This is a genomic window from Corynebacterium freiburgense (genome assembly GCF_030408815.1).
Taxonomy (GTDB): domain Bacteria; phylum Actinomycetota; class Actinomycetes; order Mycobacteriales; family Mycobacteriaceae; genus Corynebacterium; species Corynebacterium freiburgense.
The window spans coordinates 820,610-845,594 of record NZ_CP047355.1 but is presented as its reverse complement, the minus strand read 5'-3'; the positions used below and the strand labels follow the sequence as shown (position 1 = coordinate 845,594).

At 50.0% G+C, this 24,985-nt stretch carries 30 protein-coding genes and 1 tRNA gene; 13 read left to right on the top strand and 18 right to left on the bottom strand.

The window, feature by feature from the left end:
- Positions 1-13: 13 nt before the first annotated feature.
- The 3 genes from CFREI_RS03895 to CFREI_RS03885 all read right to left on the bottom strand — a co-directional run bounded on the left by CFREI_RS03895 (position 14) and on the right by CFREI_RS03885 (position 2,533).
- On the bottom strand, positions 14-1,009 hold the full coding sequence (locus CFREI_RS03895) for an NlpC/P60 family protein (protein WP_051256037.1): 996 nt from the start codon (positions 1,007-1,009) through the stop codon (positions 14-16).
- A gap of 381 nt (positions 1,010-1,390) precedes the next feature.
- A complete protein-coding gene (locus CFREI_RS03890) occupies positions 1,391-1,648 on the bottom strand; it encodes a GlsB/YeaQ/YmgE family stress response membrane protein (RefSeq protein WP_035112316.1) in 258 nt (85 codons plus the stop codon).
- Between the two features lie 24 nt (positions 1,649-1,672).
- Complete coding sequence (locus CFREI_RS03885) at positions 1,673-2,533, bottom strand: fructosamine kinase family protein (RefSeq protein ID WP_027013161.1); 861 nt, start codon at positions 2,531-2,533, stop codon at positions 1,673-1,675.
- Between the two features lie 314 nt (positions 2,534-2,847).
- Between CFREI_RS03885 and CFREI_RS03880 the strand changes: the two genes are divergently transcribed.
- The 5 genes from CFREI_RS03880 to CFREI_RS03860 all read left to right on the top strand — a co-directional run bounded on the left by CFREI_RS03880 (position 2,848) and on the right by CFREI_RS03860 (position 8,876).
- On the top strand, positions 2,848-3,615 hold the full coding sequence (locus tag CFREI_RS03880) for a DNA alkylation repair protein (protein WP_084170804.1): 768 nt from the start codon (positions 2,848-2,850) through the stop codon (positions 3,613-3,615).
- A 159-nt stretch (positions 3,616-3,774) separates the two neighbouring features.
- Positions 3,775-5,070, top strand: coding sequence for an HNH endonuclease signature motif containing protein (locus CFREI_RS03875; RefSeq protein ID WP_051256036.1), 1,296 nt, complete (start codon positions 3,775-3,777; stop codon positions 5,068-5,070).
- A gap of 123 nt (positions 5,071-5,193) precedes the next feature.
- A complete protein-coding gene (locus CFREI_RS03870) occupies positions 5,194-5,823 on the top strand; it encodes a TetR/AcrR family transcriptional regulator (protein WP_027013159.1) in 630 nt (209 codons plus the stop codon).
- Complete coding sequence (locus CFREI_RS03865) at positions 5,817-8,123, top strand: ABC transporter permease (protein WP_027013158.1); 2,307 nt, start codon at positions 5,817-5,819, stop codon at positions 8,121-8,123. The genes CFREI_RS03870 and CFREI_RS03865 overlap by 7 nt, the downstream gene beginning before the upstream one ends.
- Positions 8,124-8,135: 12 nt before the next feature.
- Positions 8,136-8,876 carry an ABC transporter ATP-binding protein gene (locus CFREI_RS03860; protein WP_051256035.1) on the top strand — a complete coding sequence of 247 codons (741 nt, stop codon included), beginning with the start codon at positions 8,136-8,138 and terminating at the stop codon, positions 8,874-8,876.
- Between the two features lie 117 nt (positions 8,877-8,993).
- On the opposite strand, the gene CFREI_RS03855 is transcribed toward CFREI_RS03860, so the two are convergent.
- The 6 genes from CFREI_RS03855 to CFREI_RS03830 form a co-directional block, all read right to left on the bottom strand.
- Positions 8,994-9,386 carry an SRPBCC family protein gene (locus CFREI_RS03855; protein ID WP_205618468.1) on the bottom strand — a complete coding sequence of 131 codons (393 nt, stop codon included), beginning with the start codon at positions 9,384-9,386 and terminating at the stop codon, positions 8,994-8,996.
- A 169-nt stretch (positions 9,387-9,555) separates the two neighbouring features.
- Positions 9,556-9,631: transfer RNA gene (locus tag CFREI_RS03850), tRNA-Ala, on the bottom strand.
- 26 nt (positions 9,632-9,657) lie between these two features.
- Complete coding sequence (gene sepX, locus CFREI_RS03845; RefSeq protein ID WP_027013155.1) at positions 9,658-10,599, bottom strand: divisome protein SepX/GlpR; 942 nt, start codon at positions 10,597-10,599, stop codon at positions 9,658-9,660.
- A 198-nt stretch (positions 10,600-10,797) separates the two neighbouring features.
- Positions 10,798-11,487, bottom strand: a complete 690-nt coding sequence (locus tag CFREI_RS03840) for a GNAT family N-acetyltransferase (protein WP_027013154.1) — start codon at positions 11,485-11,487, stop codon at positions 10,798-10,800.
- Positions 11,488-12,762 carry a molybdotransferase-like divisome protein Glp gene (gene glp, locus CFREI_RS03835; protein WP_027013153.1) on the bottom strand — a complete coding sequence of 425 codons (1,275 nt, stop codon included), beginning with the start codon at positions 12,760-12,762 and terminating at the stop codon, positions 11,488-11,490. It lies immediately after the preceding gene.
- A gap of 33 nt (positions 12,763-12,795) precedes the next feature.
- Entirely contained in the window at positions 12,796-13,713 is a 918-nt protein-coding gene (locus CFREI_RS03830) for a UTP--glucose-1-phosphate uridylyltransferase (RefSeq protein ID WP_027013152.1), read from the bottom strand.
- A gap of 81 nt (positions 13,714-13,794) precedes the next feature.
- On the opposite strand from CFREI_RS03830, the gene CFREI_RS03825 reads away from it, so the two are divergent.
- The 3 genes from CFREI_RS03825 (at position 13,795) to mscL (ending at position 15,577) form a co-directional block, all read left to right on the top strand.
- A complete protein-coding gene (locus CFREI_RS03825; protein WP_051256034.1) occupies positions 13,795-14,361 on the top strand; it encodes a 5-formyltetrahydrofolate cyclo-ligase in 567 nt (188 codons plus the stop codon).
- A gap of 6 nt (positions 14,362-14,367) precedes the next feature.
- Positions 14,368-15,057: an SAF domain-containing protein gene (locus CFREI_RS03820; protein WP_027013151.1), complete on the top strand. Its 690-nt coding sequence runs from the start codon at positions 14,368-14,370 to the stop codon at positions 15,055-15,057.
- A 112-nt stretch (positions 15,058-15,169) separates the two neighbouring features.
- The gene (gene mscL, locus CFREI_RS03815; protein WP_027013150.1) at positions 15,170-15,577 is read left to right on the top strand and encodes a large conductance mechanosensitive channel protein MscL; all 408 of its coding nucleotides are present in this window, start codon (positions 15,170-15,172) and stop codon (positions 15,575-15,577) included.
- A gap of 66 nt (positions 15,578-15,643) precedes the next feature.
- Here the strand turns inward: mscL and CFREI_RS03810 are convergent, their stop codons facing one another.
- From CFREI_RS03810 to rpmB, 9 genes are all read right to left on the bottom strand, one after another.
- Complete coding sequence (locus tag CFREI_RS03810; protein WP_156907789.1) at positions 15,644-15,805, bottom strand: hypothetical protein; 162 nt, start codon at positions 15,803-15,805, stop codon at positions 15,644-15,646.
- Positions 15,798-16,352, bottom strand: a complete 555-nt coding sequence (locus CFREI_RS03805; RefSeq protein ID WP_027013149.1) for a MogA/MoaB family molybdenum cofactor biosynthesis protein — start codon at positions 16,350-16,352, stop codon at positions 15,798-15,800. Before CFREI_RS03805 ends, CFREI_RS03810 begins: the two co-directional genes overlap by 8 nt.
- A 28-nt stretch (positions 16,353-16,380) precedes the next feature.
- Positions 16,381-18,192, bottom strand: a complete 1,812-nt coding sequence (locus tag CFREI_RS03800) for a trypsin-like peptidase domain-containing protein (RefSeq protein ID WP_240483226.1) — start codon at positions 18,190-18,192, stop codon at positions 16,381-16,383.
- 80 nt (positions 18,193-18,272) lie between these two features.
- On the bottom strand, positions 18,273-19,850 hold the full coding sequence (locus CFREI_RS03795) for a sensor histidine kinase (protein ID WP_240483225.1): 1,578 nt from the start codon (positions 19,848-19,850) through the stop codon (positions 18,273-18,275).
- Positions 19,847-20,539 (bottom strand): response regulator transcription factor, encoded by a 693-nt coding sequence (locus CFREI_RS03790; protein WP_027013148.1) that lies wholly within the window; start codon positions 20,537-20,539, stop codon positions 19,847-19,849. Before CFREI_RS03790 ends, CFREI_RS03795 begins: the two co-directional genes overlap by 4 nt.
- Before the next feature lie 379 nt (positions 20,540-20,918).
- Positions 20,919-21,167: a 30S ribosomal protein S18 gene (gene rpsR, locus CFREI_RS03785; RefSeq protein ID WP_027013147.1), complete on the bottom strand. Its 249-nt coding sequence runs from the start codon at positions 21,165-21,167 to the stop codon at positions 20,919-20,921.
- A gap of 11 nt (positions 21,168-21,178) precedes the next feature.
- Positions 21,179-21,484 (bottom strand): 30S ribosomal protein S14, encoded by a 306-nt coding sequence (gene rpsN / locus CFREI_RS03780; protein WP_027013146.1) that lies wholly within the window; start codon positions 21,482-21,484, stop codon positions 21,179-21,181.
- A 3-nt stretch (positions 21,485-21,487) separates the two neighbouring features.
- Entirely contained in the window at positions 21,488-21,652 is a 165-nt protein-coding gene (gene rpmG, locus CFREI_RS03775) for a 50S ribosomal protein L33 (RefSeq protein WP_027013145.1), read from the bottom strand.
- A 3-nt stretch (positions 21,653-21,655) separates the two neighbouring features.
- Positions 21,656-21,892, bottom strand: a complete 237-nt coding sequence (gene rpmB / locus CFREI_RS03770) for a 50S ribosomal protein L28 (protein WP_084170802.1) — start codon at positions 21,890-21,892, stop codon at positions 21,656-21,658.
- A gap of 620 nt (positions 21,893-22,512) precedes the next feature.
- Between rpmB and CFREI_RS03765 the strand changes: the two genes are divergently transcribed.
- The 5 genes from CFREI_RS03765 (at position 22,513) to CFREI_RS13445 (ending at position 24,984) form a co-directional block, all read left to right on the top strand.
- On the top strand, positions 22,513-22,779 hold the full coding sequence (locus tag CFREI_RS03765) for a type B 50S ribosomal protein L31 (protein ID WP_027013144.1): 267 nt from the start codon (positions 22,513-22,515) through the stop codon (positions 22,777-22,779).
- Between the two features lie 14 nt (positions 22,780-22,793).
- The gene (gene rpmF, locus CFREI_RS03760; RefSeq protein ID WP_027013143.1) at positions 22,794-22,967 is read left to right on the top strand and encodes a 50S ribosomal protein L32; all 174 of its coding nucleotides are present in this window, start codon (positions 22,794-22,796) and stop codon (positions 22,965-22,967) included.
- Between the two features lie 94 nt (positions 22,968-23,061).
- The gene (locus CFREI_RS03755) at positions 23,062-23,988 is read left to right on the top strand and encodes a putative nucleotidyltransferase substrate binding domain-containing protein (RefSeq protein WP_027013142.1); all 927 of its coding nucleotides are present in this window, start codon (positions 23,062-23,064) and stop codon (positions 23,986-23,988) included.
- Positions 23,989-24,041: 53 nt separating this feature from the next.
- The gene (locus CFREI_RS03750; RefSeq protein ID WP_027013141.1) at positions 24,042-24,704 is read left to right on the top strand and encodes a TetR/AcrR family transcriptional regulator; all 663 of its coding nucleotides are present in this window, start codon (positions 24,042-24,044) and stop codon (positions 24,702-24,704) included.
- Between the two features lie 91 nt (positions 24,705-24,795).
- The gene (locus CFREI_RS13445) at positions 24,796-24,984 is read left to right on the top strand and encodes a DUF8730 family Cys-rich protein (protein ID WP_084170800.1); all 189 of its coding nucleotides are present in this window, start codon (positions 24,796-24,798) and stop codon (positions 24,982-24,984) included.
- Position 24,985: the final 1 nt, after the last annotated feature.

Below are 24,985 nucleotides of genomic sequence, written 5' to 3'. Positions count from 1 at the left end.
TATTTAGAAGGGGCTAGTGGGACAGCTGGCCCTTTTGAATATCATGTTCAAACTGTGGTTCTGGATCCGTACCAGGAGCATCTGCATCTTGTGCCCTGCTCCATGAGGGGCGCGCAATAAATGAAGTTTTATCTCGCAAGTGATCACTATATTCCTGTTCCACTACTCCAGCGCCGGAGGATTCCCCATAGGAATGAATCACCTTATTGTTCCCCACATATAGCGCTGCATGGTACACATTGCCAAAATATGTCCCAGTATTAGCATCCTTGCCCTCCGGCTTTTGTTCGGAAAGGAAAATAATGTCACCTGGTTCAAGCCCTTGGTTTCCATCAGCAACCCAAAGGTCTCCGTGAGTATGGAACCAACGAGCCAGTTTATGCGCCTGCCATAGATCCATATTGGGGTCAGTAGCCGCACCATTATCACCAAAATCTACCCAGGGCCCTACCGTTTTATTGGTATCGGACACATAGGTTGTGTGCTGGTAGTCCCAGCCTTTTAGCACCATTCCTACAAATGACGAACACGTCACACCATAGGGCTTGCTAGATTTCTGGTGAACAATTTCATTTGTAGTAACTGGCGATGGTTTTTGGGCATTCCATTTCAAATCAGTCCCAGCATCAATAAAGGTTTGTGCGCGGGTTATGGCGCTGTCCGCGGCAGCTTTATCTACTGGATTTGTCGGGCTGTTAGGAATATCTTTTGGCACTGCCCATTTACCATCTACTAGTGGAACAGCAATATCCCCCTCGGTACCTTCAGGTTTACGGTTTTCTACTGTAAATGTCATTCCGGCATTGTCATTAGGCTCAACATGATCTTCTGTCACCACCGTTCCGGAAAGCCCTGGGGTGGTTTTTAGATCCTTAACGTTTTCGAGTGTGGTTACGCCGCTTGTTTCGGTAGCGGCTCCAGGCTCAGCAATGGCTAACGGCGCAACCATAACCGATACCGAAACAAAAAGAGCAGCACACAGCCCAACGGCAGGCGAAAGTTTCTTCACAGTCCGAATTCCTTACTATCGGTGTCTAGTAAAAGTTCGATGATGTTGATTTTTCGGCTCGAAAAAGCCTTATCCCCAGATGAGGACGATATTTATATCGCACTCGACCCGACGGTATCAGATGTGCATTCAGGCCGCACGCCCCTTAAAATTCAAATTCCCCATAAATCTAGTGTTTGCCCACTGCAAAAATCCGCCCCTCCACTCATATGAACCTCATATCAGCCCTTTGTGGTTTCACTTATTTTCGCTGGAAACTACGGAAAATTACCATCTTTATACTTATCGACGTCCACCCCACCAACGCCCCATAAAAGCCCACCTTTTGTGCGTTACATAAACAAGAATGAATCACACCAATAAGTGGGTAATGTGTTTTTCCTACTTCGGACGAATAATACTCCAAGCCGCCAGCACGACTAGCGCACCAGCAATTGCGCTCGCCCAAGTGCTTATGTCATATAAACCTTGCTGAAAATTCTCATGCAGAAAATACGATCCCAGTGCGCCACCAACCACAGATCCCAAAATCCCCAAAAGACTAGTCACAATACAACCGCCACCTTGCCTGCCCGGCATAATAAATTTAGCGATTGATCCAGCTATAAAACCAAAAATAATCCAAGCAATAAAACTCATTGTTCCACCACGATCCTCAATACCTTATTGCGCTAAGCGCTTTAAGACGCCAAGCGCCGAAGCTCCATACCCTCCACCAAACAAAATTGCGTGAACTAAGAGTGGTGGAAGCTGATACCAGGAAACTCGTTCACGCCAGCCTTTCGCTAATGGATACTCCTTGGTATAGGCGGCAAACACCGCGTCCCCAAACCCGCCAAAAAGCAACATCATTGCTAGGTCGACCTCACGGTGAGCATAATAAGCGGCAGGATCAATCAGCCAGCTTCTCCCCAATCGATCAATCATTCGATTGCCGCCCCAAAGATCACCATGCACTAATGCAGGTGCCTCTTCCGGACCGCAAAGCTCAGCTGCCCGTGGCACTAGGGCATCAAAAAGCGCAGCGGCATCACCACTAATAACCTTTGCCCCAATTGCACGGTCTAACAGTGGTTTTACTCTGCGTTCCACATAAAATTCAGGCCAAGAATCCGCTGGAGTCAAATCTACTTCCACCGAGCCAATATATCCGGACTCATCACCCTTTAGTCCCCCAAAATAAGGTTGCTCCAACCGATGCAAACACGCTAAACCCCTACCGAACTCAGCTTCGGATTCTATGGTAGGGCGCCCCTCTTCAATCCACTCCAAAAGCAACCCGCGTGACGACGCCGCGATCACACGAGGCACCCCCAAATACTTAGGTGCATTTGCCCGCAAGGCTTCCAACCCCCGAGCCTCACGTTCAAACATTTGATGATTTGGCCGCGGATGGGTCTTAAGAAAGAATGTCCCATCCGGGCCTTCCAAACGGAATGCTTTTGCAATATCGCCGCCACGCACCGCCATTACCTGCGTGACCCGTATGTCTTGAATTAATTCCTCGGGAAGGTCTTGGTGCATACCCTCGACGTTAGCAAAAGTACATCACGTGCAGCTTTTTATTAAAAGCAAAAAATCCTTACATCCAGTGCTCCAGATATGGAACTGCAATTACTTTTTGTGGTGGAGCGATAATGTCAAGGAACCATTCCCAAATATCCGAAGAAAGCAAAAACATGCTCTTTCCTTTCTATAAGCACTGTTCAATGCAAATATTTCTTGCGGAAGTCCTGTTTGGAACTTCCGCATTCTCAGCATCGGACGAGAGCAAACTTAACAAAAGCCCCGAAAACTTGGGCCAATAATATTGGCTACTCAGTGACAAGGATTTCTTTATGAGCGCTTCCCAAAAACCTTCTCATATCACTCCCGAACTGCGCGCAGCACTCGAACACGGGGTTGAAGAAACGGCAACTCTTTCGGAAATTTTAGCCATCGACCAACTAGCACTATTTACAAGTATTTTTCCTAATGCACCGGAAGCGCTTGTTGCCACAGTTCAGGCAAGCACTCACCTAGGTATTGCCGCAAAAATGCGCACCATAGGCGCGGCGATTCAAACTCACCTGCCTGAGAACGAAATAGCAAAAATAGCCGAACACACTTCAGACACTGTCCGCGGATGGGCTTGCTTTGCAATCGCGCAAGACTCACTAAATCAGACCCCAAAGACTCTGTTACCTAAATTAAAAGTAGCGGCAGACGATCCTCACTTTGGAGTCAGAGAATGGGCTTGGATGGCAGCTCGACCCACGCTAACTTCACAATTAGATTCAAGCATTGAAATCCTTGCTACTTGGACTTCTGATTCCTCGGAACGCATCCGCCGCTTTGCCAGCGAATCCCTTCGGCCGCGCGGCGTTTGGTCCAAACATATTTCCGAACTCAAGGAAAAACCTGAGCTTGGACTACCAATTCTTGAACCACTTCGCGCCGACCCCTCCAAATATGTCCAGGACTCCGTGTCGAATTGGATAAACGATGCCGCGAAATCCCGCCCCGACTGGGCAATTCAGCTTGCGCACCGCTGGGAAGCAGAAAGCCCTGTGACGGAAACTCGGCGAATTATCAAGCGCGGGCTACGTTCTATTAACCGCAATTAGTTTCGACGCCGCGCCCGCCCGGAACGTCGAAAAGCATGCGCAAAACCTATCTTGACCTGCAAAAATAATTAAAAAAATCCTTGCATCTTCATTGCTACTTAGGTAGAATAAGTATTAACAATATCGGCAGGGATTTTCGGGAGGGTGTGAACACACCACATGCACACAGTGGCGTATGCGATTGAATCCGCGAGTGATTCACTTGCGCTTCAACAGCGTGCCGCAAACCGGCTAATCCTACAATTGCAGCTCGATGCCTATGCGGAATTAGAAGATGTTGACTGCTTGGACCAACATATAGCCCGCATTGCTACCAGAATTGGAATATCGGCATATACACAGGAACAATGGACCCTTTTTATTGATTTCCTCCACCGCTGGCTGCCCCTCTTCCGCACGCACATAATTACGAAAGCTCACTTACAATTCAAGCATTACCGCAAACTCCTCAATGTGCTGAGCACTGTGGATTGCCTTCTCCCCGAAGACGCGGACTACGCCGAAATTATGGACGCAATCGACCACTTTCTTGTGGAACGCACCACCGCAACAAGGGATAATCAAGCCACGCCTACTCCAGCAATGCTGTCCCGAGCGCTAAAAAAATTCTTAGAAGGGCTCCACATTAGTGCTGCAACACAACAAAACGAACACTATTGCGAGGTGAGCTTCCGACCAACAAACGTTCCTGGGCTTTCTACAATGAGCTGGACCGGCCCATCTGAAGCCATACTCACCATAGAACGGGCAATTCGAAACTTTGCCAATACCCACGACCTGAGCTTTGCTAAAGCCTGCGAAACGTATCTCACCGAGCATCCGCACCACGAACAACGAACCACAATAACGCTACTCGGATTCGCTGAAACGCCGCCGAGCCCAATACCAACGTATATTGTTGGGGCGGGCGAACTAACTGAAGAGCAACAAAAAATACTTCGCAATACGCGAATGTACTACCACTGCGTAGATGACGTAACAAACACCCTTGGTAAAGACTACGCACCTACACTTGCACAACACACCTTTGTAAAATTGCGCGATGGAACCTGCAGATTCCCTGGCTGCACACGAGATGCAATCGACTGCCAAACCGATCACGTAATCAACTATGCCGACGGCGGATGGACAGCAACCGGTAATCTCCAAAGTCTGTGCCAACACCACCACAATATGAAAACGGACCGTAGAGTCCACGCAACAATGGATCCGTATGGAATAGTCACCTGGCACTTCCCTAACGGTGAAACCATAACTACTGAACCCACCGGGAAGCTCGCCGGTACTTTTAGTACCCCCAAAGCAATCACCACTCGCTGGGGTAATCATCCACTTATAAAATCACAAGCACCTCCGGCAAATAATGGATTGGGATATTGGGGATACACCCTCGAACAAAGACTCGCTAGAAATAAACGAAAAAGCGATAAAGACCCGCCAAAGTCGGCTAAATAAGCCCCACCATAGCGATCCGTGGGGCTCATAGGCATGCCCTAAAAGTATTGACAGCTTAAGAAAGAGCCAGTTACGATAAAACCAATCGACAGTCGGTCGGTAGTTACAAGCGAAGAGAAAAACATGAAGGCTCCGCGTATATCAAAACCCGCCCCGGAACGGCGCACAGAAATTCTCGACGTCGCACGTCAGCTGTTTATTACAAAGGGCTTCCAGAAGACATCTATCGAAGACATTCTTAAGAAAGTCGGCATTGCGCGAGGCACGCTGTATTATCATTTTTCGTCCAAAGAGGAAATCCTCCGCGCCCTTATTAGTCGCGTAACAGAGCAAATAGTCGAAAACGCCACTGAAATAGCGCAACAAGACAGACCAGCCGTATATAAGTTCCTTGCTGTTATTAGTTCGTCCAGAATACAAGACACAGAAGGCGAACTCACTGAACAATTGCACGCCCCAGGCAATGCCAGTTTTCATATTTTGTCAATTACTGAAACCGTAAAACATCTTACGCCCATCCTCACCAAAATCGTCGAACAGGGAATCGAGGAAGGTACATTTCATACACAGTATCCACGGGAAACAATCGAGATTTTGCTCACTAGCTCAGGCATGCTTCTCGATGAAGGAATATTCACCGATGAAGCAGCAGAAATTCCGCGTCGCACAGCCGGGATTATTCACGCCGCAGAGGTGCTTCTCGGTTGTGAACCTGGCACACTCCAACCAATTATGGAAGCCCCGCCATGCTAACCAGACTCCTTAAAGCAGACCTAGCTCGTGGTATGGCAGTAGCCATTACATTGGCGGCATTAATTGCACTTGCGTCTACATTGATGTCCGCCAGCACGGCCCTTATAGTTAACACCGTTGCTGCCACAAATCAGCTTTCACAACGGGCAAAAGTACCTGATCTTATTCAAATGCATGCAGGTGAAGCAGATGTGGAGGCAGTTGAAGATTGGGCTGCGGAACATCATCAAGTCACCGAATACGAAGTCATCAAAACACTGCCCATTCCCCGCCATGAATTTTGGATCAATGGCGCTCACCAGGCAGATTCCTACCAAGAACCAGCATTTGTAACCGCACCACAACGTATTGATTTGCTGCTCGGGGATAACGGCAAACCTTTAACTCCTGAGCCGGGTGAAGTGGCGCTTCCAGTTCATTACTTGGCGGTTGGAATGGCCAATGTTGGGGACACAATCGTAGTCAAAGACGGCGATTGGAGCACCGAACTTACAGTTGTTGGTTTTATCCGAGATGCACAAATGAACGCTGCGATGATTCCTTCCAAGCGCCTTGTAGTGCATCCAAAGGACTTTACAGAACTAGAACAACACATAGCAGACCGTGAATATTTGTTTGAGTTTGCCCTGGAAGAAGGCGCTCGACCTGGCACTATTATTAATGAATACAAAGCAGCAGGCTTGCCCAGCAGGGGTATTTATGTGGATGCTTCCATGCTGCAGCTTATGAATGCAGTAAGCACCATGCTTATTGCTGCCGTGGCCTTAATCGTTGCACTTGTATTAGTTGTGGTTGCGGTGCTAGCTCTCAGGTATACCGTCCTTGCGGCAATTGAAGCGGATTTACCTCGCATTGCAGTATTAAAGGCGATTGGTGCACCTCAAAATAAGATTCGCAGGCTTTATCTGCTGAAATACCTTGCATTAGCAATTACTGGTGCTGTTGTTGGTTATGTGCTTGGGTTGCCACTTGCCAAAGCTTTGGGTGCACCAACGTTATTGTATTTAGGTGATCCACCTGTGACTATTTGGAGCATTGGGCTTCCGATTGTCATGGTTATTATGCTCGCTGGTTCGATTATTGGGTTTACGTGGATTGCATTAGGCAAAGTGGGAAGAATTTCCGCTATTGAAGCGCTGCGCAGTGGCACGAGTGGTTCATTAGGTAAACGACGCCTCCGCTGGAACCTAACGAGCGTTCGACGCCTTCCCGTGCAACAGTGGTTGGGAGTACGTGAAGCATTACGGCCATCAAATGCGCTTTTGCTTGGTGTTTTAGCATTGTGCACATTAACAATGGCACTGCCAATCAATGTAGCCACAACACTAGAGAATCCACGGATCGCAACATACCTTGGCTCTGGGCAAGCAGATTTACGTATCGATGTTCGAGCAGGAACACAAGATCTCAAGGCTGTGGAGGACTATATTTCTGCCGACGAACGCATAAGTAAATTTACGTCCATTGTTCGCCGCGAACACAAAATGGAAACGGCCAGCGGAGAATGGGAATCAGTGCTTATCGATATTGGTAACCATGAAGCATTTCCAATGAATTACATTGCGGGGAATGCACCAAAATCCGCTAATGAGATTTCCTTGTCCTATAACCAGGCCGAAGCAACGCAGGCACAGGTGGGTTCGAAAGTTTCGGTGCGCACCACTGAAGGAGATAAAGAGTTTACCGTCACCGGCGTGTACCAGGACATTACCAATAATGGACTGACTGCAAAGGCAATGTTTGACGACGCCGCGCCCGCTCTATGGCAGTTAGTTTACGCTGATGCCGCCAACAAGGATCAGGAACAAGTTATTGCCGAGGACTTGCGCCAAAAGTTTCCTGGGGTTCAGGTCACGGGTGTTAGCGAATATGCCTCCCAATTTTTCGGAGCTACAAGTTCACAAATTCGTATTATTGCTGCGCTTGCGTGTGCGATTGCCCTCGGGTTAGCGTTTCTGATTACCGTACTGTTTACAGTGCTTGTGCTTTCACGGGAACGGCTTCACATTGGAATTCTCAAGGCCCTAGGGTGCACCAATAAAGCGGTAAGTGGTCAGTATTTGACTCGCTTTGGTCTGCTCACATTTATTGGAATTTTGCTTGGATTAGCGCTTACATTCACACTCGGGGAAAGTTCGCTCGGGTTGGTTTTGGGTTCACGTGGGGCACCAAATGTTGAGTTACTACCCGATCCGTTGCTCACCGGTGTAGGAGTCCCAGCAGCGCTATTTATCACCGTTATTTCGGCAGTTGCAATTGCCCTAAGAAGAATTCGCGCCTTTGGCATAACAACGTTATAAGGAATCCTGACAATGAATATTTTGAGCACTCGTAAGCTTACAAAGAAATATGATGTCACCGTATTGGACTCCATAGACCTTGATATTGAGCGAGGACAATTTGTTGCCATTATGGGCCCATCAGGCTCTGGAAAGTCAACGTTGCTCCATAGTTTAAGTGGCATGGATCGTCCAAGCTCAGGGTCGGTATTTTTGGAAGACACGGACATTACCAAACTCAATGAAAAACAATTATCTGCCCTGCGGCTTACCCACTATGGTTTTGTATTTCAGCAAGCGCACTTAATGACCACACTGTGCCTTTTAGACAATATTGTGCTTCCTGGTTTTCTGGCGAATATTCGCCCCCGATCCGAAGTAGAAGCCACAGGCAGAACCTTAATGGATCGCATGGGCATTGGGGACCTCGCCAAAAGTGATGTTACGGAAGTTTCGGGTGGCCAATTGCAACGAGCGGGCATCTGTCGGGCCCTTATTAATGAGCCTCGTATCGTATTTGCAGATGAGCCTACAGGCGCATTGAATTCCGCAACAGCAGCCCAGATTCTTGATCTCCTTGGAGAAATCCATGAAGCAGGAACCACGCTGGTCGTCGTCACGCATGACACACATGTAGCAGCTCGCGCCGACCGCGTATTACTGCTGGTGGATGGCCGTATTGTTGAAGACCTTGATCTTGGCCGATATCGTCCCGAGGACGCCTCCACAAGGTTTTCCACAGTAACCGAGGCACTGCGGCGCAATTCCGTGTAATAAAAATTTGGTTGAAGGCTTCCTCATGCTACAAGGCGACGGAAAAACGGGAAGTGAGCCACGTTCTGCTCCCCTATTATTCGCGCATAAAAGTTGTTCATTTCCCAGCGCTTGTAGTCAGCCATAGCGTGATTGAAGTTCGGCTCGGAGGTCACGGAAATACCGAGCTTGATAAGCTCTGAGGAATCGTTTTACGATCCAGCTCGGAAACAGTTTGTGCCGAAGTTGTACGGCTTCTACGAAAGTGACTTGGCTTCTGCCATTTTCTTTTGGGGCAAAGGTTCCATGCCATGTGCCAGTCAGGGTTGGTGAATCCATTTGAAATTCCCAGATTCGAGGTTCTTCCCGGCGAGTGGTACAAAAATGTATAGATTTTCCCTTCTTGGGAATCTCAATAAACCGTTGTTCATCAACAATCGTGCACGCAGATAGATCACTACGCCATTGCCAGTGCTTTAGGTCGGTAACAACCTGCCAAATCTGCTGCGGAGGCAAACCTGAAGCACTCAAAGGCAAGCTCGACTCGGATAAGATTGCCTCCCGGTTGCTTACCCCCTTTTGTCCTATAACCCCAAAAGTGAGCCGCAAGCAAAGAAAAATGGGACTCACGCGAAAATATATCAACGTGAGTGGAACTGTAGACATGGAAAACCGCTTAGCCTTCGCCAAGCGGAATCCCTGGTGGAGCTAAGGGGAATCGAACCCCTGACCTTCTCGATGCGAACGAGACGCGCTACCAACTGCGCCATAGCCCCAACGCACATTATTGTACGCTGTGCGTCTAGCTCACGCGACGTGGGGTGGGGTATTCGTAGTCGTCATCCGTGTAATAGTCAGAAGCGTTCACTTGCTCCAGGTATTCGAAGTCTGGGCTATCGTCGTCTACTTCAAGGACAACGGCACCTGGACGCCGCAGGCGCGCAGGAATACCCAGTTCTTCATCATGGGCATTGCGCACTCCAAGACGGGCGCGACGCAATTGCCGAATTCGACGATCGCGCAACTCATTCTCTGCTCGAACCTGCTGGCGGAGCACAAAGAGGTAAATGCAAAGAAGTCCAGCCGCACTACTTGGGGCAATCCAGGCAAGTCCACCGACAATTGCTCCGATAATCAGTGTGATTACAAGCGCAGCGATAAGAATCATTAAGGTTCGTTGACGGCGCTGGTAGCGGGTGGAACGGTTGGCCGCATCTGCGACTGGGTCATAGCCGCCCCGACCGCGACGTCGTTCAGCAAATTCCCGATCCTCATCGGTGAGTTCGAGCTCTTGTTCCTCCTGGGCATAGGCCTCTGTTTCGTCGAATTCATCGATTGGTTCGTCTTCGTCCGCTGCGGGGTGTAAATAGTCCGCTGGCGAAGTGTATGCCTCGTCATAGCCATAGGGTTCGTCACCGAGTTCGATCAGTTGGACCGGCTCATAGTCTGGCTCTTCGGGCTCGGAATGATCTACTGTACTGACTGAGACCTTGGGCTCGTCTTCGAAAATAATTTCGGGTTCTTGTTCGGTTTCTTCGACGATTTCTTCTTCTGGCTGTTCCCGCCGAGGAAGTCGAGGGCGTCGTCGTTGAGCAATATCTCCACTGCCACCCTCGTATACAACGCGGGTGTCTTCGAATGCGTCACCAGCGTGGCTAATTGGTTTTTGGCTACGCAGCACCAAAGGTGCAAGCACGAAAAGCCAAACCGCCACGATAAGTCCGATCACCAATCCTCCGGACACGCGCGTACCCCTTCCATCTGTTCACATCAGTCACTTGAGTTACCTGTTAACCCTAGCTATGAACACGAAAAGTTCAGCGATGCCACGCCGGTTTTTTCCCTATAAAAGTCATCGGTTTTGAAGCATACGATCGAATAAGAATAGTCCTGTGGAAACCCTGAAAAGTACTTATTTTACCAGTTCAAAGCAGGTTTTTTATCACAGGATTCGACCGGATTTACGCAACCTATTTACGGTCGTTTGTGTGAAATCATCTTGAGTGATGGCAACCAGGTAATGATCCCTCCATTCGCCATGAATGTGAATATTGCGTCTCAAAAACCCTTCAATTCTGCAACCACACTTTTCGAGAACTTTCCCCGAAGCGATATTTTCTGGCAAATAGGTCGCCGTAATTCGATGCACACCAACTCGCGTAAACGCATGGTCAATTCCCAAAGCCACCGCGGCCGTCGCAACGCCTCGCCCCGTTACAGAAGAATGCACCCAATACCCAATCCAGCAATCACTCACTGCTCCATGCTGGATATTGCCCAAGGTTACCTGCCCAATAAAGTTTCCATCTAAGAGGATCGCAAGCGGCAAAATATACCCAGTATCAGCAGCCGACCGTAAAGACAGCACCATACCCAACCACGAACTTACAGAATGTGCAGCCTTCCAAGTGGATTCGATCGTAGGCTCCACAGGTTGCAGAATGTGCTGGTCGCTTAGCCGCTGGGACCTCCAGGCTTTGCCATCGCCCATTTGCAAAGGACGCAACTGTACCGTGCTGCCATCAAGCAACGTAACAATCGGCGTGGCCTCCGGCCACCCCGGATGCCGGGGATGACGATCCTTCGAAGGATCAACGGGACGGAGCCTACCTCCAAACAGTGCGTTTAGCATTTATCCAGTCTGAGAAAGAAAAATAACGTCTACTTCGTCGCCAGGCCGAATTTCTTCAATGTCTTCCGGAATCCGAATCATAGCGTTTGCCTCCCCCATACCGGCAAGGAGATGCGCAGGAGCACCCGTAGCTCCACCAAGCCCCTCAACCAAATAATCCTGAGTTTCCGCATCGCGCATTAAACGAGCACGAATTAAGCCCCTGCGTCCTTTACGGGAAATAACTTGGTTTAATGCACGAGCTCGAATAATTCTGCGGGTAGCATTACGCTTCCCTAATGACATCCGAATCAGCGGGCGCACGAAAGTTTCAAAAATAACCAGGGCGGATACCGGATTACTAGGAAGCAAAAACACCGGTATTCCTTCTTCTCCTATCAGCCCAAAACCCTGCACTGAACCAGGGTGCATAGCCACCCGAGTAATATCGATATCTCCCATTTCGGCTAATACTTTTCGGATTTGTTCGCTACTTGAACCACCAACTGCGCCGGAAATAACAATGATTTCACTGCGAAGAAGCTGTCCTTCCAAGATTTCCCGCAAGCGCCTAGGCTCCCCGGCTGCAATGCCTACTCGGTGGACATCTGCCCCTGCTTCCCTACCGGCTGCCGCAAGCGCATATGAGTTCACATCAAAGACTTGCCCCAGGCCGGGATCCCGATCAATATCAACAAGCTCATGACCAACAGAAAGAATAGCTACCCGAGGCCGCGGATATACTAGAACCTTCGATCGACCCACCGCAGCCAAAAGGCCAATATGTGCGGGGCTTAGAATCGCCCCTGGAGTTACGGCGACATCGCCAGGTTGGATATCGTCACCAGCACGGCGAACAAATTCCCCAGATCGTACTGGGCGTTGGGCTACCACGCGACGGGATCCTCGATCCGACCATTCGAGCGGTAGTACTGCATCGGCTAAGGCAGGAAGCGGAGCACCTGTGTGTACTCGCACTGCCTGTTTTGGCTGTAAGCGCAATGGTTGCTGAGAACCCGCTGCCACTTCACCCACTACGGGAAGAGACACATCATGCAGTGCTGGCCTCGCTTCTTCTTCGACGGCCCGTTTGAGCAGTGGGCGTTCCCCACCAACATCAACCGCACGTACCGCATAACCATCGATGGCAGCTTGCGAAAACCCTGGCAAAGGCTGTGTGGCCTGCACTTCTTCAGCGCACATTAAACCGAGCGCTTCAGAGATTGCGATTCGCACTGGTTCTGGGGTGACAGCGGCGCGGGTAACCAACACCAATTGCTCCTCAACAGAACGCATGTGCTCCTCCTCATTGGGCAAAACCTTTATGGTTTACAAGGTTATACCGCGGTCCCGAAGCATCTTTGCAATGGCACGCTGCAAACCTGGGCCATACGTTGGATGATCCAAACCAAAATCTACACAGGCACGAATATAGCCACCAGGATTGCCCAGGTCATGGCGCTTTCCATGATGCACGAGAATATGCACTGGATGGCCTTCTTGGATAAGTAATTCAATAGCATCGGTGAGTTGCAATTCCCCACCTTTGCCCGGAGTGATACGGCGCAGGGCGTCGAAAATTGCACGGTCAAGGAGGTAACGGCCAGTCGCAACAAAGGTCGAAGGGGCATCTTGAGGATCAGGTTTTTCCACCATGCCGGTCACTCGTTTTACATCATCCTGACCGATTTCCTCAATTTCGAACACACCATAGTTGCATACCTCATCTAGTGGAACTTCAAAGGCGCATAGAACGCTACCACCGAATTCCTGGCGCACCTGTGCCATGCGTTCCATTACACCAGTAGGCAGCACGAGATCATCAGGAAGCATTACGGCGAAAACATCCTCATTATCATCGAGCACACTTTCGGCAAGCCCTACCGCGTGCCCCAATCCCAATGGGCGGGTTTGCTCCACTGGAACCGCCTGGATCAAATCCGCAGCATGACGCACTTTCCTTAGTTGTTCTTCTTTGCCGCGCTCCCCCAAGGTCTCTTCAAGTTCAATATTGCGTTCGAAATGGGCAAGCACTCCTTGCTTCCGTGGCGCAGTAATCACCGCAAACCGTGTGGCCCCCAAACTTGCAGCTTCTTCCGCAATGATTTCAATACCGGGCGTGTCTACAACTGGTAACAACTCCTTAGGCACTGTTTTCGTCGCCGGCAAAAAGCGGGTCCCCAGACCAGCAGCTGGCACTACAACGGTCTTCACCGCATATTTATGATCACTAATGGAGAGGGTCATGGCTTTCAGCCTACCGACCTATTCTCCACAACGAACTACATACGCACGAATTCTGGGCGTGTTTTAACTATCGTCAAACACATGGTTAAGGCAATATTACGACATCAGCTACTTAAAAAGCGTGCCCAACAAGTAGCGGATCCGCTCCCCCTTATCGAGGGAATCTGCAGCCACATACAACAACACAGCATAACAACAGTCGCAGCGTACGCACCCACCGAAACCGAACCTGGTGGCGGTCGCATGCTTCTCGACGCCCTGCGCGAAGTAACGCCCACACTCTACCTTCCGGCAACCACATCCCAACACCAAATGGTATGGGGAGAATACCTGGGTCCAGACTCGCTTACCATTGGAGCTTTTCATATTCCCGAACCAAGTAATGCAACTCACCCTAGCAGCATTTTAGCTACCTGCGGACTCGTACTTGTCCCCGGATTAGCGTGCACCCCAACAGGCATTCGCCTCGGCCGTGGCGGCGGGTTCTATGACCGCGCCCTCAGTGGGATTAATCGAGCCAGGACCTGCATTGCTGTAGTGCTTCACCCCTGGGAAGTACTGGACGAAATTCCATTCGAACCACACGATATAGTTATGGATTTAATTTTCACTGCTGAGGGAACCATTTCATGCCAAAAAGATGTCTAAGATCATATGAAGCTTTCCCTACCTCAGCTAGTAACACCAGGCTGGCGAAGAGCGCGGGACATTCGACGCATACTCGCGTTTGTACTGTTGATTGCCGCATTTGCCTTAACAATTCACAGCGTTACTGATAGCAATTCAAAGGTATTAATCGCTACTCAAGATATTCCTGCAGGCACCGAAATAACTGCGGAGAACCTTTCAATAGAATCTGTTCCAGAAATTCTCAAACCCGAAGGAGCGTTTCAATCATCTGATGAAATTGTGGGACGCATTGTGGTCACTACGATTCGGAAAAAAGAAGTCATTACCCCTTCAAGAATCTTAGGATCTGAGCTTACAAGCGAATTAGTGAGCAGTAACACAATGACTTCCGAAAATGATCCACCAACAATGGTTCCAGTAGTAGTTGCAGATTCCACAATTATTCCTTTGTTACATCACGGTGATACAGTTAATATCGTTTCCCAAGGTCAAGGAGACACAGAGCCGAAAGTAATTGCTGCAGGTGGGCGGGTAGTTTCTCCCGGAATTTCAAGTAAAGGTGAAACTCAAAAAAATAACACGACTATTCTGATTGCCTTGCCACAATCTGCAGCACATAGTGTTGCTGGTGCATCATTAAATAGTCCTTTAACGGTCGTAATTACGGGGCCGAGAGCAAACAAATCATCAATAAGAATGGACCAACAACCGTAACATCAGCTATGGTTATTCGTGTCCGCAAGGAAGCATTCTCAATTCGATAATCATCTGAGATATTCCTTAGCAAGTTTTAATATTTTGGCCTCAAACCCTTTAGGAGACAATTATGCTACAGGGCTTTAAAGATTTTATCCTGCGCGGTAACGTGATCGATCTCGCAGTTGCTGTTGTAATCGGCTCTGCATTTACCGCAATCGTTACTGCATTTACCGATAATTTGATCAATCCTATGATCGCTTCTGTCGGTTCTGTTGATGCATCTGGTCTTGGTTTTTATATTCGCTCCGGTGACCAGGCCACCTTTATGGACTTTGGCGCAGTTATTACAGCTGCGATCAACTTCCTTATTATTGCCGCTGTTGTGTACTTCGTCCTGGTTCTCCCAATGAACAAGCTCAAGGCTATCCAGGAGGCACGCAAGGGCGTCGAAGCCGATGAGGAAACACCAGCATCTATTGAAGCTGAACTGCTTACCGAAATCCGCGACCTTCTGCAAAAAGGCCGCACTGTCTAATTCAGTGCAATAGAAACCCCGTCACACTATTGCGGTGTGAACGGGGTTTTTCCATGAACTCTCGAGTTATTTTCCCCAGTGCGGCGGCATTTCATTGCGCCAGTATTCTTCGGGGATCGTTTCTGCCCAGTGCCCGTTAGGACGGTCTGGGCTGCGATCAATATCGGGGTTATCGCATTCACGCCGCACCCTGCGGCGTTGTTTGCGTACTATTTTTTCATTATCCACGGCGCAATTGATCGATCACATGATTGACCAGAGGCCCAAGCGTTGCCATTCCGTCACGAATAGCTGCACGGGATGACGCCAGGTTTACAATCACCGTGGAACCAGACACTCCAGCAATCCCACGTGAAGTACACGCATCAACAGCACCGCAGGCAAGTCCGGAAGAGCGTAAGGCTTGTGCAATGCCAGGCAAAATCATATCGAGTACTGAGCGAGTGGCATCTGGTGCTTTATCGCGAGGACCAACCCCTGTTGCACCAACGGTAATAACTAGATCTGCACCACCCACTACTGCAGTTTCAATTGCTTGGCGAATCTCAACCCGAGTGGATTCGACACTGACCACCGCATCAACAGTAAAACCATCTTCATGAAGCAGCTCTGTTACCAAACGATCGGTGTCTTCGCTGCTGGAATACAAATCATCATGTATCAATACAACGAGTGCACGGCGAGGTGAATGCGATGCTTGAGCATGTTCCTCTGCCCTGAGCACTTCAGGGTCGGGATCATTTATGTCTGATAGCGAAGAAATCACGTGGTTCATAGCTGGACTCTTTTCTTAACTCGAGGTTCTACTGTTCAGGAAGCGTGACTTGAACTTCCCGCGTCTCCTTGGATTCGGGGTTCATTACTTTCAGTGTGACAGTTTCGCCGAAATCTAGGGCACGAATCGCAGCAATAATTGCATCAGTTTCGCCGATTCGACGATCGCCAACCTGAACAACCAAATCTCCACTGCTAAGACCAGCCTTCTCAGCAGGGGAATCCGGCTCAACTTTGGCAATCAGTGCACCAGGTCCCGGGTACCGTTGATCCAGACGAACACCAATCCTTGGATGATCAATTTTACCTTTTTTAATCAACTGATCGGCATATCTACTCGCCTGATTTGCAGGAATGGAAAAGCCCAAACCAATCGAACCTTGAGTCTCGCTATAGATAATCGAATTCACGCCAATAAGTTGGCCTTGCATATTCACCAATGGACCACCGGAGTTGCCGGGATTAATGGAAGCATCGGTTTGAATTGCATCAATAAATACTTCTGCGCCGTCATCTGCACCAATACGCACCGGTCGGTGTAGTGCTGAAACAATACCAGCGGTAACGGTTGCAGTCAGACCGTGTGGTGCACCTACTGCAAGCACAGATTCACCTACAACAACTTCATCGGAGTCACCAAAAGTGACTACGGGAAGATCCTTAACGTCACGGATTTTAATAACTGCAATATCAGTCTCTACGTCACCCGCCACTAAATCTGCCTCATAAATGGAGCCATCATTGAGCAAAACCTCAATTTTGCCACCATCTTTTGCCAATTCAACGACGTGATTATTGGTCAATACATGGCCATCGGAAGAAATAATCGACCCCGATCCCGTGCCACCCTCGTTTGCACTTGCAACATAAATGGATACCACGGTTGGCAATACACTTTTAGCTACTTCTGAAACGTCCCCAGGCTCCGTAAGACCACTTCGCTTTGCGGGAGCTTCGCCTAAGGCGCTAATCGACTCCCCGACCGAATTCTGCTGCCCAGACAGTACGACGCCCGTCACACCGCCCGCACCTATAGCAGCAACAAGCATGAGTGCAGCAAGGGTTCCTAGACCGACACTACGTTTTTGTTTTTTCGGGGGTTCTTGTGGAGTGACCACTCCAGCTGCTTGCATCCCTGGGATAGGAACTGCTGGCGCCTCAACTTCTTCCTCGGACGTGGGAGTCGGTGGCGTCGATACGCTTTCTGGTTGGGGTGCACCCGCAACACCACTACCACCAATTTGCGGTGGAACCTTTTCCGATGGCGCTTGAGCCAGCGGGGATTTCCACATTGGCTGAGATTCTTGCGTATTAGTTTCGCCGGAAGGTGCAATTGGCGCCGTGGCGTTGTGGGCAATTCTATTGCGTGAATATGGGTTTTCCGGAACGGTTGCTGGTGGGTTCGCCTGGTTAAAATTCATACCTGGCCCGGGCTGCTGCACAAATGCGGTAGTTGGTGCCGCACTTGGTGGTAAATGAGCGCCCGAAGGCATCTTTGGCGGAACAGAAGGCGTTGGCGGTATACCCGGAGAAATTGGTGGCTCGGAAGATTCCGCAGATTCTGAAGGAGTTGCTTCATCAGAGCCCCATGTTGGTGCCGCTGTCCAATCTGGCACCGGCACATACTCGGGGTTTTTGTCTTGTTGAAGTTGTGGCCTTGCTAGAGACTCAGTGACTTCGTTCCCAGTCTGCGAAGCCACTTCATTATCGTCTGCTAGGTCATCAGCTGCGAGTTCAGGTTCACCTGGAGATTCGCTATCCCGTACGACTTCAGATTGGTCTAGATTGTCGTTGTCTTCAGCATCTTTCTTTGCAAATTTAGAATCGTTTGCGTCAGTCATTATGAACCTTTCAACTGGGGCTACGCTTCAACAAGCCTATGACAACGCTACCAAGACAATCAGAGTACGGAAAGCCTCCTTTAGCTCTTCGCCTGTGAACTTTTCTCCCACAATTGTGCGAAGAAGTCCTTTCGGCTCCCGTGTCCGCGAGGAGAATTCGTGTGCTCTTCAGCCTTGCTTTCCTCGCCGTGTATTCCGTCATGCTCGATAGCATCGCCAGCATCACCACGTGACCCAGGCAACGTTACACGCATTAACGCACCACCATCGTCAGATTCTTCTGCAACGATCGTTCCGGCGTGTCGCACAATCACTTGTTTTACAATTGCCAACCCCAAACCAGAACCTGGCATGGAGCGCGCCTGAATAGAACGATAGAAGCGCTCAAACACTTTCTCACGGTCTTCTACTGGAATTCCCGGTCCGGAGTCCGCAAAAGTTAATTCAACCGTGCTATCGGTCAATTGGCGCATTGCAATTCGTACAACACCGTTTGGCGGTGACCATTTCGCCGCATTATCCATAAGGTTCAGTGTTGCCCTGCCCAAAGCGAATGGATCACCATACATATTCCACGAGAACGTATCCATTTCAAAGGTTACGTCCGGTCGACGACGTTTCACTCGTTCGAGTGACGTTTCCATACATTCACCTAAATCGAGTGGCTCTACCACTTGTTGTGGACCGTCTTCGCGGGCAAGGTCAACAAGATCCCCAATAAGTGTTGACATTTCGTCAATTTGAGCGATTACATCCCGCTCAAGATCTCGCCGATCTGATTCTGAAATTGAAGCACCGTTCGACGAATTCACCATCATGAGTAACTCAATATTGGTGCGCAAACTCGTCAGTGGAGTTTTTAGTTCGTGACCGGCATCCGCAACTAATTCAGTTTGCCGTATGCGGGAAGCCTGCAACGCAGCCAGCATTTCATTAAAGCTGCGTGTCAATTGTGCTAACTCATCATTACCCTGTACCGAAATTGGGCGTAAATCATCAGTTTTCGCAACATAATTCACCGCATGTTGAAGCCTACTCACTGGTTTCAAACCAGCAGAAGCAGCACCGATACCGGTGCCTAGTGCCGCGAGAACTCCTACAGCACCCATTAATGCCAAAGCCACACCTAAAGAACGCGTAAGTTCGTGCATGCTTTGTAAATCTTGCGCCAAAATAACAGTCGCCCCGGCTTTATTGTTTTTAGCCAAGATGCGCTCCACACCACTTGTGCGGATCGTCATTTCTTTTTTACCGGTGAGCACATCGAATTCATCAAGAATTTGAATGCGATCGCCAACGCCCGTTGGTGAGCCTGGAGGTACATAGGTCACCTTAATATCCGGGTTATAAGACTTAAATGCTGTGATTTCGGATTCTGGGCTAATCACAAAATTGGGGTCAAAGCTCTTGTACAACAAGGAGGTTGCTTTTTCCTCAAGTCCTTTATCCACGGAACTACTCAATGAGGAGCTCACGGTAAAAAACGCAACAATCGTCACTGCCACGACGGCAATCGCCACCATGATCGCGGTAACTAAAGCAAGCCGGACACGTAGCGAAAGACGTCTAGATGACGACAACCCGCCTAAATGAGCGGGTGTCTGTGAACCGTCTTCCACTGTTGGGTATTCACCGGAAGACGGCGTACGGAGAATCACGGTGCGGTCTCCCGCAGAACATACCCAACACCACGAACGGTATGAATCAGGCGAGGCTCACCTTCGGCTTCGGTCTTACGGCGTAGGTAACCAATATAGACTTCGAGGGCATTTCCCGAGGTTGGGAAGTCATATCCCCATACCTCTTCCAGAATATGTGAACGGCTGAGCACCCGACGTGGATTTGCCATAAGCAATTCCAATAATGCGAACTCGGTGCGAGTAAGGCTAATTGGGCGGGACCCACGAGTAACGTCACGGGTATCTGGGTTTAGGCGAAGATCCTCAAAAGCCAATTCAGTGCTGGTATTGGTGCCAATACCTTCAGCAGCGGCCCGACGAAGCAACGAGCGAACACGTGCAAGTAGCTCCTCCAGTGCGAATGGCTTTGGAAGATAGTCATCAGCGCCAGCATCAAGTCCAGCTACACGGTCAGAGACACCATCACGCGCAGTGAGCACAAGAATTGGTCGATCATCACCGGTGGATCGAAGACTACGGCAAACCTCTAGCCCATCCATTCGGGGCATCATTACATCCAAAATGACCAAATCTGGTTGGTCACGCTCAATCGCTTCCAAGGCTGCTGCACCGTCATCAGCAAGGGTGACATCATATCCATTGAAGCTCAGCGAACGCCGCAGCGATTCGCGAACAGCTTGCTCGTCATCTACTACAAGAATCTTCATACCCACTATTTTGCACATGTTCCCCTGCAAAGTGCTGATTTGCACCCGAAGAAATGATAAGAAAACTCACCCATTTGAACAAATAGCCCCAGCACACACCGAAAGTTTGGCAATAAAATATCGTTTCTCAGACTCCCCCATTATTGTGTATAAAACACAATTTTCTTAGTTGATGATAGATCAGCACGTCATTCTCAGGATCAAAATTCCTCTTTGAATAACCTCATTCAAATAGCAAAAGCCTGCGTTTTACATATAGGCATTCATCCCCCGTATTGCACTATCCAAATACTACAAAACGCCCGACCTTTTATGGTCGAGCGTCTCGTGCTGTTATCGCTTCCAGGAATACCTGGAGCGTTGCGTCCCAGTTTCCGGTTTACCGGCTGGTGAACGGCAGGAGTGCCATTTCACGGGCATTCTTGACTGCTGCAGCAACCTGGCGCTGCTGCTGCGGGGTCAAGCCAGTGACACGACGGGAACGGATCTTACCGCGGTCAGAGATAAACAAGCGAAGAGTTTTCTGGTCTTTGTAGTCGACCTTGTCAATGCCTGCATCTTTCAGCGGGTTTTTCTTTGGGCGGCGGGATTGTTCCATCCGCACCTTTTTCATATTTGCGCGCTTCATCACAACTCCCTTTACCAGCTGGACTTACGAACGCCGGGCAGCTCACCACGGTGAGCCATCTCGCGGACGCGGACACGGGACAAACCGAACTTGCGGAGGTAACCGCGTGGACGACCATCAGCAGCGTCACGGTTGCGGACGCGTACCGGGGAGGCGTCGCGTGGCTGGCGGTTCAGTTCGAACTGAGCCTCCATGCGATCTTCATCAGAGGTGTTCGGGTTTTTAATGATTGCCTTGAGCTCATTACGGCGCTCCGCATAGCGGGCGACGATTTCCTTGCGCTGCTCGTTCTTGGCGATCTTAGACTTCTTAGCCATGAATTATCGCTCCTCGCGGAATTCGACGTGCTTGCGGGCGATTGGATCGTACTTCTTTAGAGTCATACGGTCCGGGTTATTGCGCTTGTTCTTGCGGGTCACATAGGTGTAGCCAGTGCCTGCAGTGGACTTCAGCTTAATAATTGGACGAATATCATTACGTGCCATTGTTTAGACCTTCTCTCCACGAGCACGGATCTTTGCAACAACGGACTCAATGCCGTCACGGTCAATAACCTTAAGACCCTTGGTGGATACAGTCAGAGTGATGGTACGGCCCTCAGAGGGCAAGTAAAACCGACGACGCTGTACGTTGGGATTCCAACGACGGTTGGTGCGTCGGTGCGAGTGCGAGACAGACTTGCCGAAACCCGGCTTGCGTCCCGTAACCTGGCAAATAGCCGACATGGACTTTTCTTTCTCCTAGCCGCCCACATCAAATTCAAGGCCGCAGCCGCACCAAACTTTATTGTTCGGGGCGCGGCCATGCCAGCTGACGGGGCGAAAACGAATACTTCGACAACAGCAAGGGAAAACCCTACCTGTTTTCCTACGATTTTCCTAATTGCCCGCTCACACCAATGGTGAGCCAACCCGGCAATAACTAATCACCCTTATATATTAGCGGTCCAGCCAAACGTATGATTATTCTCGCTTGGCATCGTGTCGTGCACAGCTTTTGCCTTGAGCGTGGTGTAACCACTACGCTTGAACAGTCGAACATGTTCCGCCTGGAAAGGTGAAAATCACCACACACAGGGTGGGGCGGCACTTCTTTTACCAGTATTTTCGCACAAGCTGGCTAGAATCCGTCCTCGGGATTTCGAGTTTCGGCGGTCTACGTTGTAGGATTCTGCGATGCGTATGTGACTGTATTTTTTACTAGTCATTTGGCGTGTCTTGATTGGTCCTCGTTGCCCCTTAGGCGGCTTCGTGGCTTGCGGGCACCTTCGGTTTTGGAGGGATTCCCCGACCGACAGCGCCCAGCACGCCGAGAAGCACATGTACTTGATCTATTAGGGATGAGAATGAAGAAGGATATCCACCCCGACTACCACCCGGTGGTCTTTCAGGATGCGGGTACGGGTCACCAGTTCCTAACCCGTTCCACCGCGAAAAGCAATCGCACCGTACAGTGGGAAGACGGCAACGAGTACCCGCTGATCGTTGTTGATGTTACAAGCGAATCGCACCCATTCTGGACCGGCGCTCAGCGTCTTATGGACACAGCTGGCCGCGTCGAGAAGTTCCAGCGTCGTTACGGCAACCGTACTCGCCGCGCAAAGAAAGCTTAAGGAGGGAATATCAGATGGCAGTTCCAAAGCGTCGTATGTCCCGAGCTAATACCCGCTCGCGTCGCTCCCAATGGAAGGCTAATAATGTTGCCCTCCAAGAGGTAAAGATTGACGGCCGCACCCACTTGATCCCACGCCGCTTGGTAAAAGCTGCGCAGCTGGGCCTAGTTGAGGTAGAGCAGTTTTAATCTCACCTAAATATCTTTAATGCGGTGGTTTACGCCACCGCATTTTTGCATATATTGTCCCTTAGGGCTCCTATTGTGCGATACATTTAAGTTCGTGTTGCATGTGTCTTTAATTGAGCTTGCGGAGCAGGCGCCTCGTTGTGGGGACATTCCGACATTTCGTGGGGTATTGGCTGAGGCTGCGGATTTAGCGCGTAACGCTGCGGTTCATGCTAGTGATGCAACCGATATTGCTAGTTGGTATTCATCATTATTGCGGGGCGCCTTTGCGTCTCCTGCGGTGGCTTCATGCGTTGGCAATGCTGAGCTGATTTTAACTGGCCCTGCCGGCCGTAATGATGCGCTTCCTGGCTCACCACTTACCTGGCTTACGGTAATACCAAATGAGTCGAGCGTTCCCAATATGGGACCTCTCCTTGAGGTTTTGCATAGTGTTGGGGTGATTTTGGTGTATCCGCCATGGCCAGCGTTTACGCAAAAGCAATGGGAGGCGCGTATTGCAGAAGCAGGCGCCCACGCCGATGGAGCAGCATTGGGCTGGCTCTATGATGCGGGCGGCTGGTTTAGCGATGCCGTCGTAGCCCAAACGAATGGTGTCCAGGAAGCACTATGGCAAGAAGTACTGAGGCATCGTCCGCCAAGTGTTCGAGTTTCGGGCGGGTTGCCGGATCGTGATATCGAGATTGATCTGGCAAGGAATTTACTGCATCCGGTGACTCGGATTACACGTTGGGCCGGCTTGGTTTCTGGTTATTCGGGGACGTATACGCGCCAGCGTTTGGAGCATGCCCGCCAGGCTGGGGTTTTATCCTTGGAGGAGACTACATTGCTTGCCGAGGCTTGGCGTGCTGGCCATGCATTACGCTTGCAGCGTTGGCTAATGGGGTTGGGTCAACACACTGAATTTCTTGCAGATATGCCACCACTGCAGCGTTCTACATTTGGGGCATCGTGCCGCGCAGTCTCGGATGTTACGCGTGCAGTGGCAGCTCGACATGGTTTTGAGCTGGGATCAGCGTAGTATCGTTCGGAAGTGCGTTCAGCAATTTTTGGAAGGGAGTGTGAGGCGCCTCGATGGCTGGAGCAGTTGGCCGCCCGCGAAAGCAAAGCCCTAGGCGCCGTGGTGATACCGCCCGGGATGAAATTCTCGACGCCGCCGCCGAGTTATTCACCACTCGTGGTTTTGCCACTACTTCCACACACCAGATTGCGGAAGCGGTTGGGATTCGTCAGGCGTCGTTGTATTATCACTTTCCCTCTAAAACGGAGATTTTTCTTACCCTGTTAAATTCCACTGTTGCACCCTCCACGGAGCTTGCAGAGCGCTTAATGTCTTCTGATGCCGATGCCCCGCTACAGCTATGGGCACTGGTCGCATCGGAATCTCGGCTTTTATTGTCTACGCGTTGGAATGTTGGACGGTTGTATCAGCTACCTATTGCGAATTCCACTGATTTTGCGGAGTTTCACCAGCAACGCCGCGCCTTAAAGCAAACCTATCGCGATCTTGCGGCCACACTTACCAGCGCTGCGGATCCCCGCCTGGATTTACCGTTTTTGATAGCACAATCCGTAATTGAGATGCGCCCAAATGATGGTACTGTGCCGGTGCCGCTACAAACAGGCATGCTTCCGGACACCTCCATTATGCTTGCCGACGCCGCACTTACCGTGCTTGGAGCAAACCTTCCGGAACAGCGGGTCGAGCACTGTTTGGAACTCATCGGTACGGTGTAACTTATACCCCCGGTTCTTTACCGTCGGGAATATAACCCGTCTGTAGTGCACTGATTATCGTGACGGTCAAAAATATCTTGGAGGTCTATGTATGTGTCGTGCAACTACGTGCCCTGAATGTCATAAAACCACTTGGTCTGGCTGCGGCCGCCACATCGACCAAGTGATGGCAACTGTCCCGGAATCCCAGCGATGCCATCACAAGCCCACAAGCACCGCAGAAGCCCAAGCAACACAACGATCTGGTGGTTTTTTCCGCCGTCTTTTCGGAGGTAATTAGT

Coding starts and splice junctions, on each gene's coding strand:
- CFREI_RS13445 (WP_084170800.1), top strand. CDS start 24,796: ATGTGTCGTGCAACTACGTGCCCTGAATGTCATAAAACCACTTGGTCT.
- CFREI_RS03880 (WP_084170804.1), top strand. CDS start 2,848: ATGAGCGCTTCCCAAAAACCTTCTCATATCACTCCCGAACTGCGCGCA.
- CFREI_RS03870 (WP_027013159.1), top strand. CDS start 5,194: ATGAAGGCTCCGCGTATATCAAAACCCGCCCCGGAACGGCGCACAGAA.
- CFREI_RS03750 (WP_027013141.1), top strand. CDS start 24,042: ATGGCTGGAGCAGTTGGCCGCCCGCGAAAGCAAAGCCCTAGGCGCCGT.
- rpsN (WP_027013146.1), bottom strand. CDS start 21,484: ATGGCTAAGAAGTCTAAGATCGCCAAGAACGAGCAGCGCAAGGAAATC.
- CFREI_RS03865 (WP_027013158.1), top strand. CDS start 5,817: ATGCTAACCAGACTCCTTAAAGCAGACCTAGCTCGTGGTATGGCAGTA.
- CFREI_RS03805 (WP_027013149.1), bottom strand. CDS start 16,352: ATGAACCACGTGATTTCTTCGCTATCAGACATAAATGATCCCGACCCT.
- rpmF (WP_027013143.1), top strand. CDS start 22,794: ATGGCAGTTCCAAAGCGTCGTATGTCCCGAGCTAATACCCGCTCGCGT.
- CFREI_RS03890 (WP_035112316.1), bottom strand. CDS start 1,648: ATGAGTTTTATTGCTTGGATTATTTTTGGTTTTATAGCTGGATCAATC.
- CFREI_RS03765 (WP_027013144.1), top strand. CDS start 22,513: ATGAAGAAGGATATCCACCCCGACTACCACCCGGTGGTCTTTCAGGAT.
- mscL (WP_027013150.1), top strand. CDS start 15,170: ATGCTACAGGGCTTTAAAGATTTTATCCTGCGCGGTAACGTGATCGAT.
- glp (WP_027013153.1), bottom strand. CDS start 12,762: ATGCGTTCTGTTGAGGAGCAATTGGTGTTGGTTACCCGCGCCGCTGTC.
- CFREI_RS03860 (WP_051256035.1), top strand. CDS start 8,136: ATGAATATTTTGAGCACTCGTAAGCTTACAAAGAAATATGATGTCACC.
- rpmG (WP_027013145.1), bottom strand. CDS start 21,652: ATGGCACGTAATGATATTCGTCCAATTATTAAGCTGAAGTCCACTGCA.
- CFREI_RS03790 (WP_027013148.1), bottom strand. CDS start 20,539: ATGAAGATTCTTGTAGTAGATGACGAGCAAGCTGTTCGCGAATCGCTG.
- CFREI_RS03875 (WP_051256036.1), top strand. CDS start 3,775: ATGCACACAGTGGCGTATGCGATTGAATCCGCGAGTGATTCACTTGCG.
- rpmB (WP_084170802.1), bottom strand. CDS start 21,892: ATGTCGGCTATTTGCCAGGTTACGGGACGCAAGCCGGGTTTCGGCAAG.
- CFREI_RS03840 (WP_027013154.1), bottom strand. CDS start 11,487: ATGCTAAACGCACTGTTTGGAGGTAGGCTCCGTCCCGTTGATCCTTCG.
- CFREI_RS03820 (WP_027013151.1), top strand. CDS start 14,368: ATGAAGCTTTCCCTACCTCAGCTAGTAACACCAGGCTGGCGAAGAGCG.
- rpsR (WP_027013147.1), bottom strand. CDS start 21,167: ATGAAGCGCGCAAATATGAAAAAGGTGCGGATGGAACAATCCCGCCGC.
- CFREI_RS03825 (WP_051256034.1), top strand. CDS start 13,795: ATGGTTAAGGCAATATTACGACATCAGCTACTTAAAAAGCGTGCCCAA.
- CFREI_RS03830 (WP_027013152.1), bottom strand. CDS start 13,713: ATGACCCTCTCCATTAGTGATCATAAATATGCGGTGAAGACCGTTGTA.
- CFREI_RS03800 (WP_240483226.1), bottom strand. CDS start 18,192: ATGACTGACGCAAACGATTCTAAATTTGCAAAGAAAGATGCTGAAGAC.
- CFREI_RS03885 (WP_027013161.1), bottom strand. CDS start 2,533: ATGCACCAAGACCTTCCCGAGGAATTAATTCAAGACATACGGGTCACG.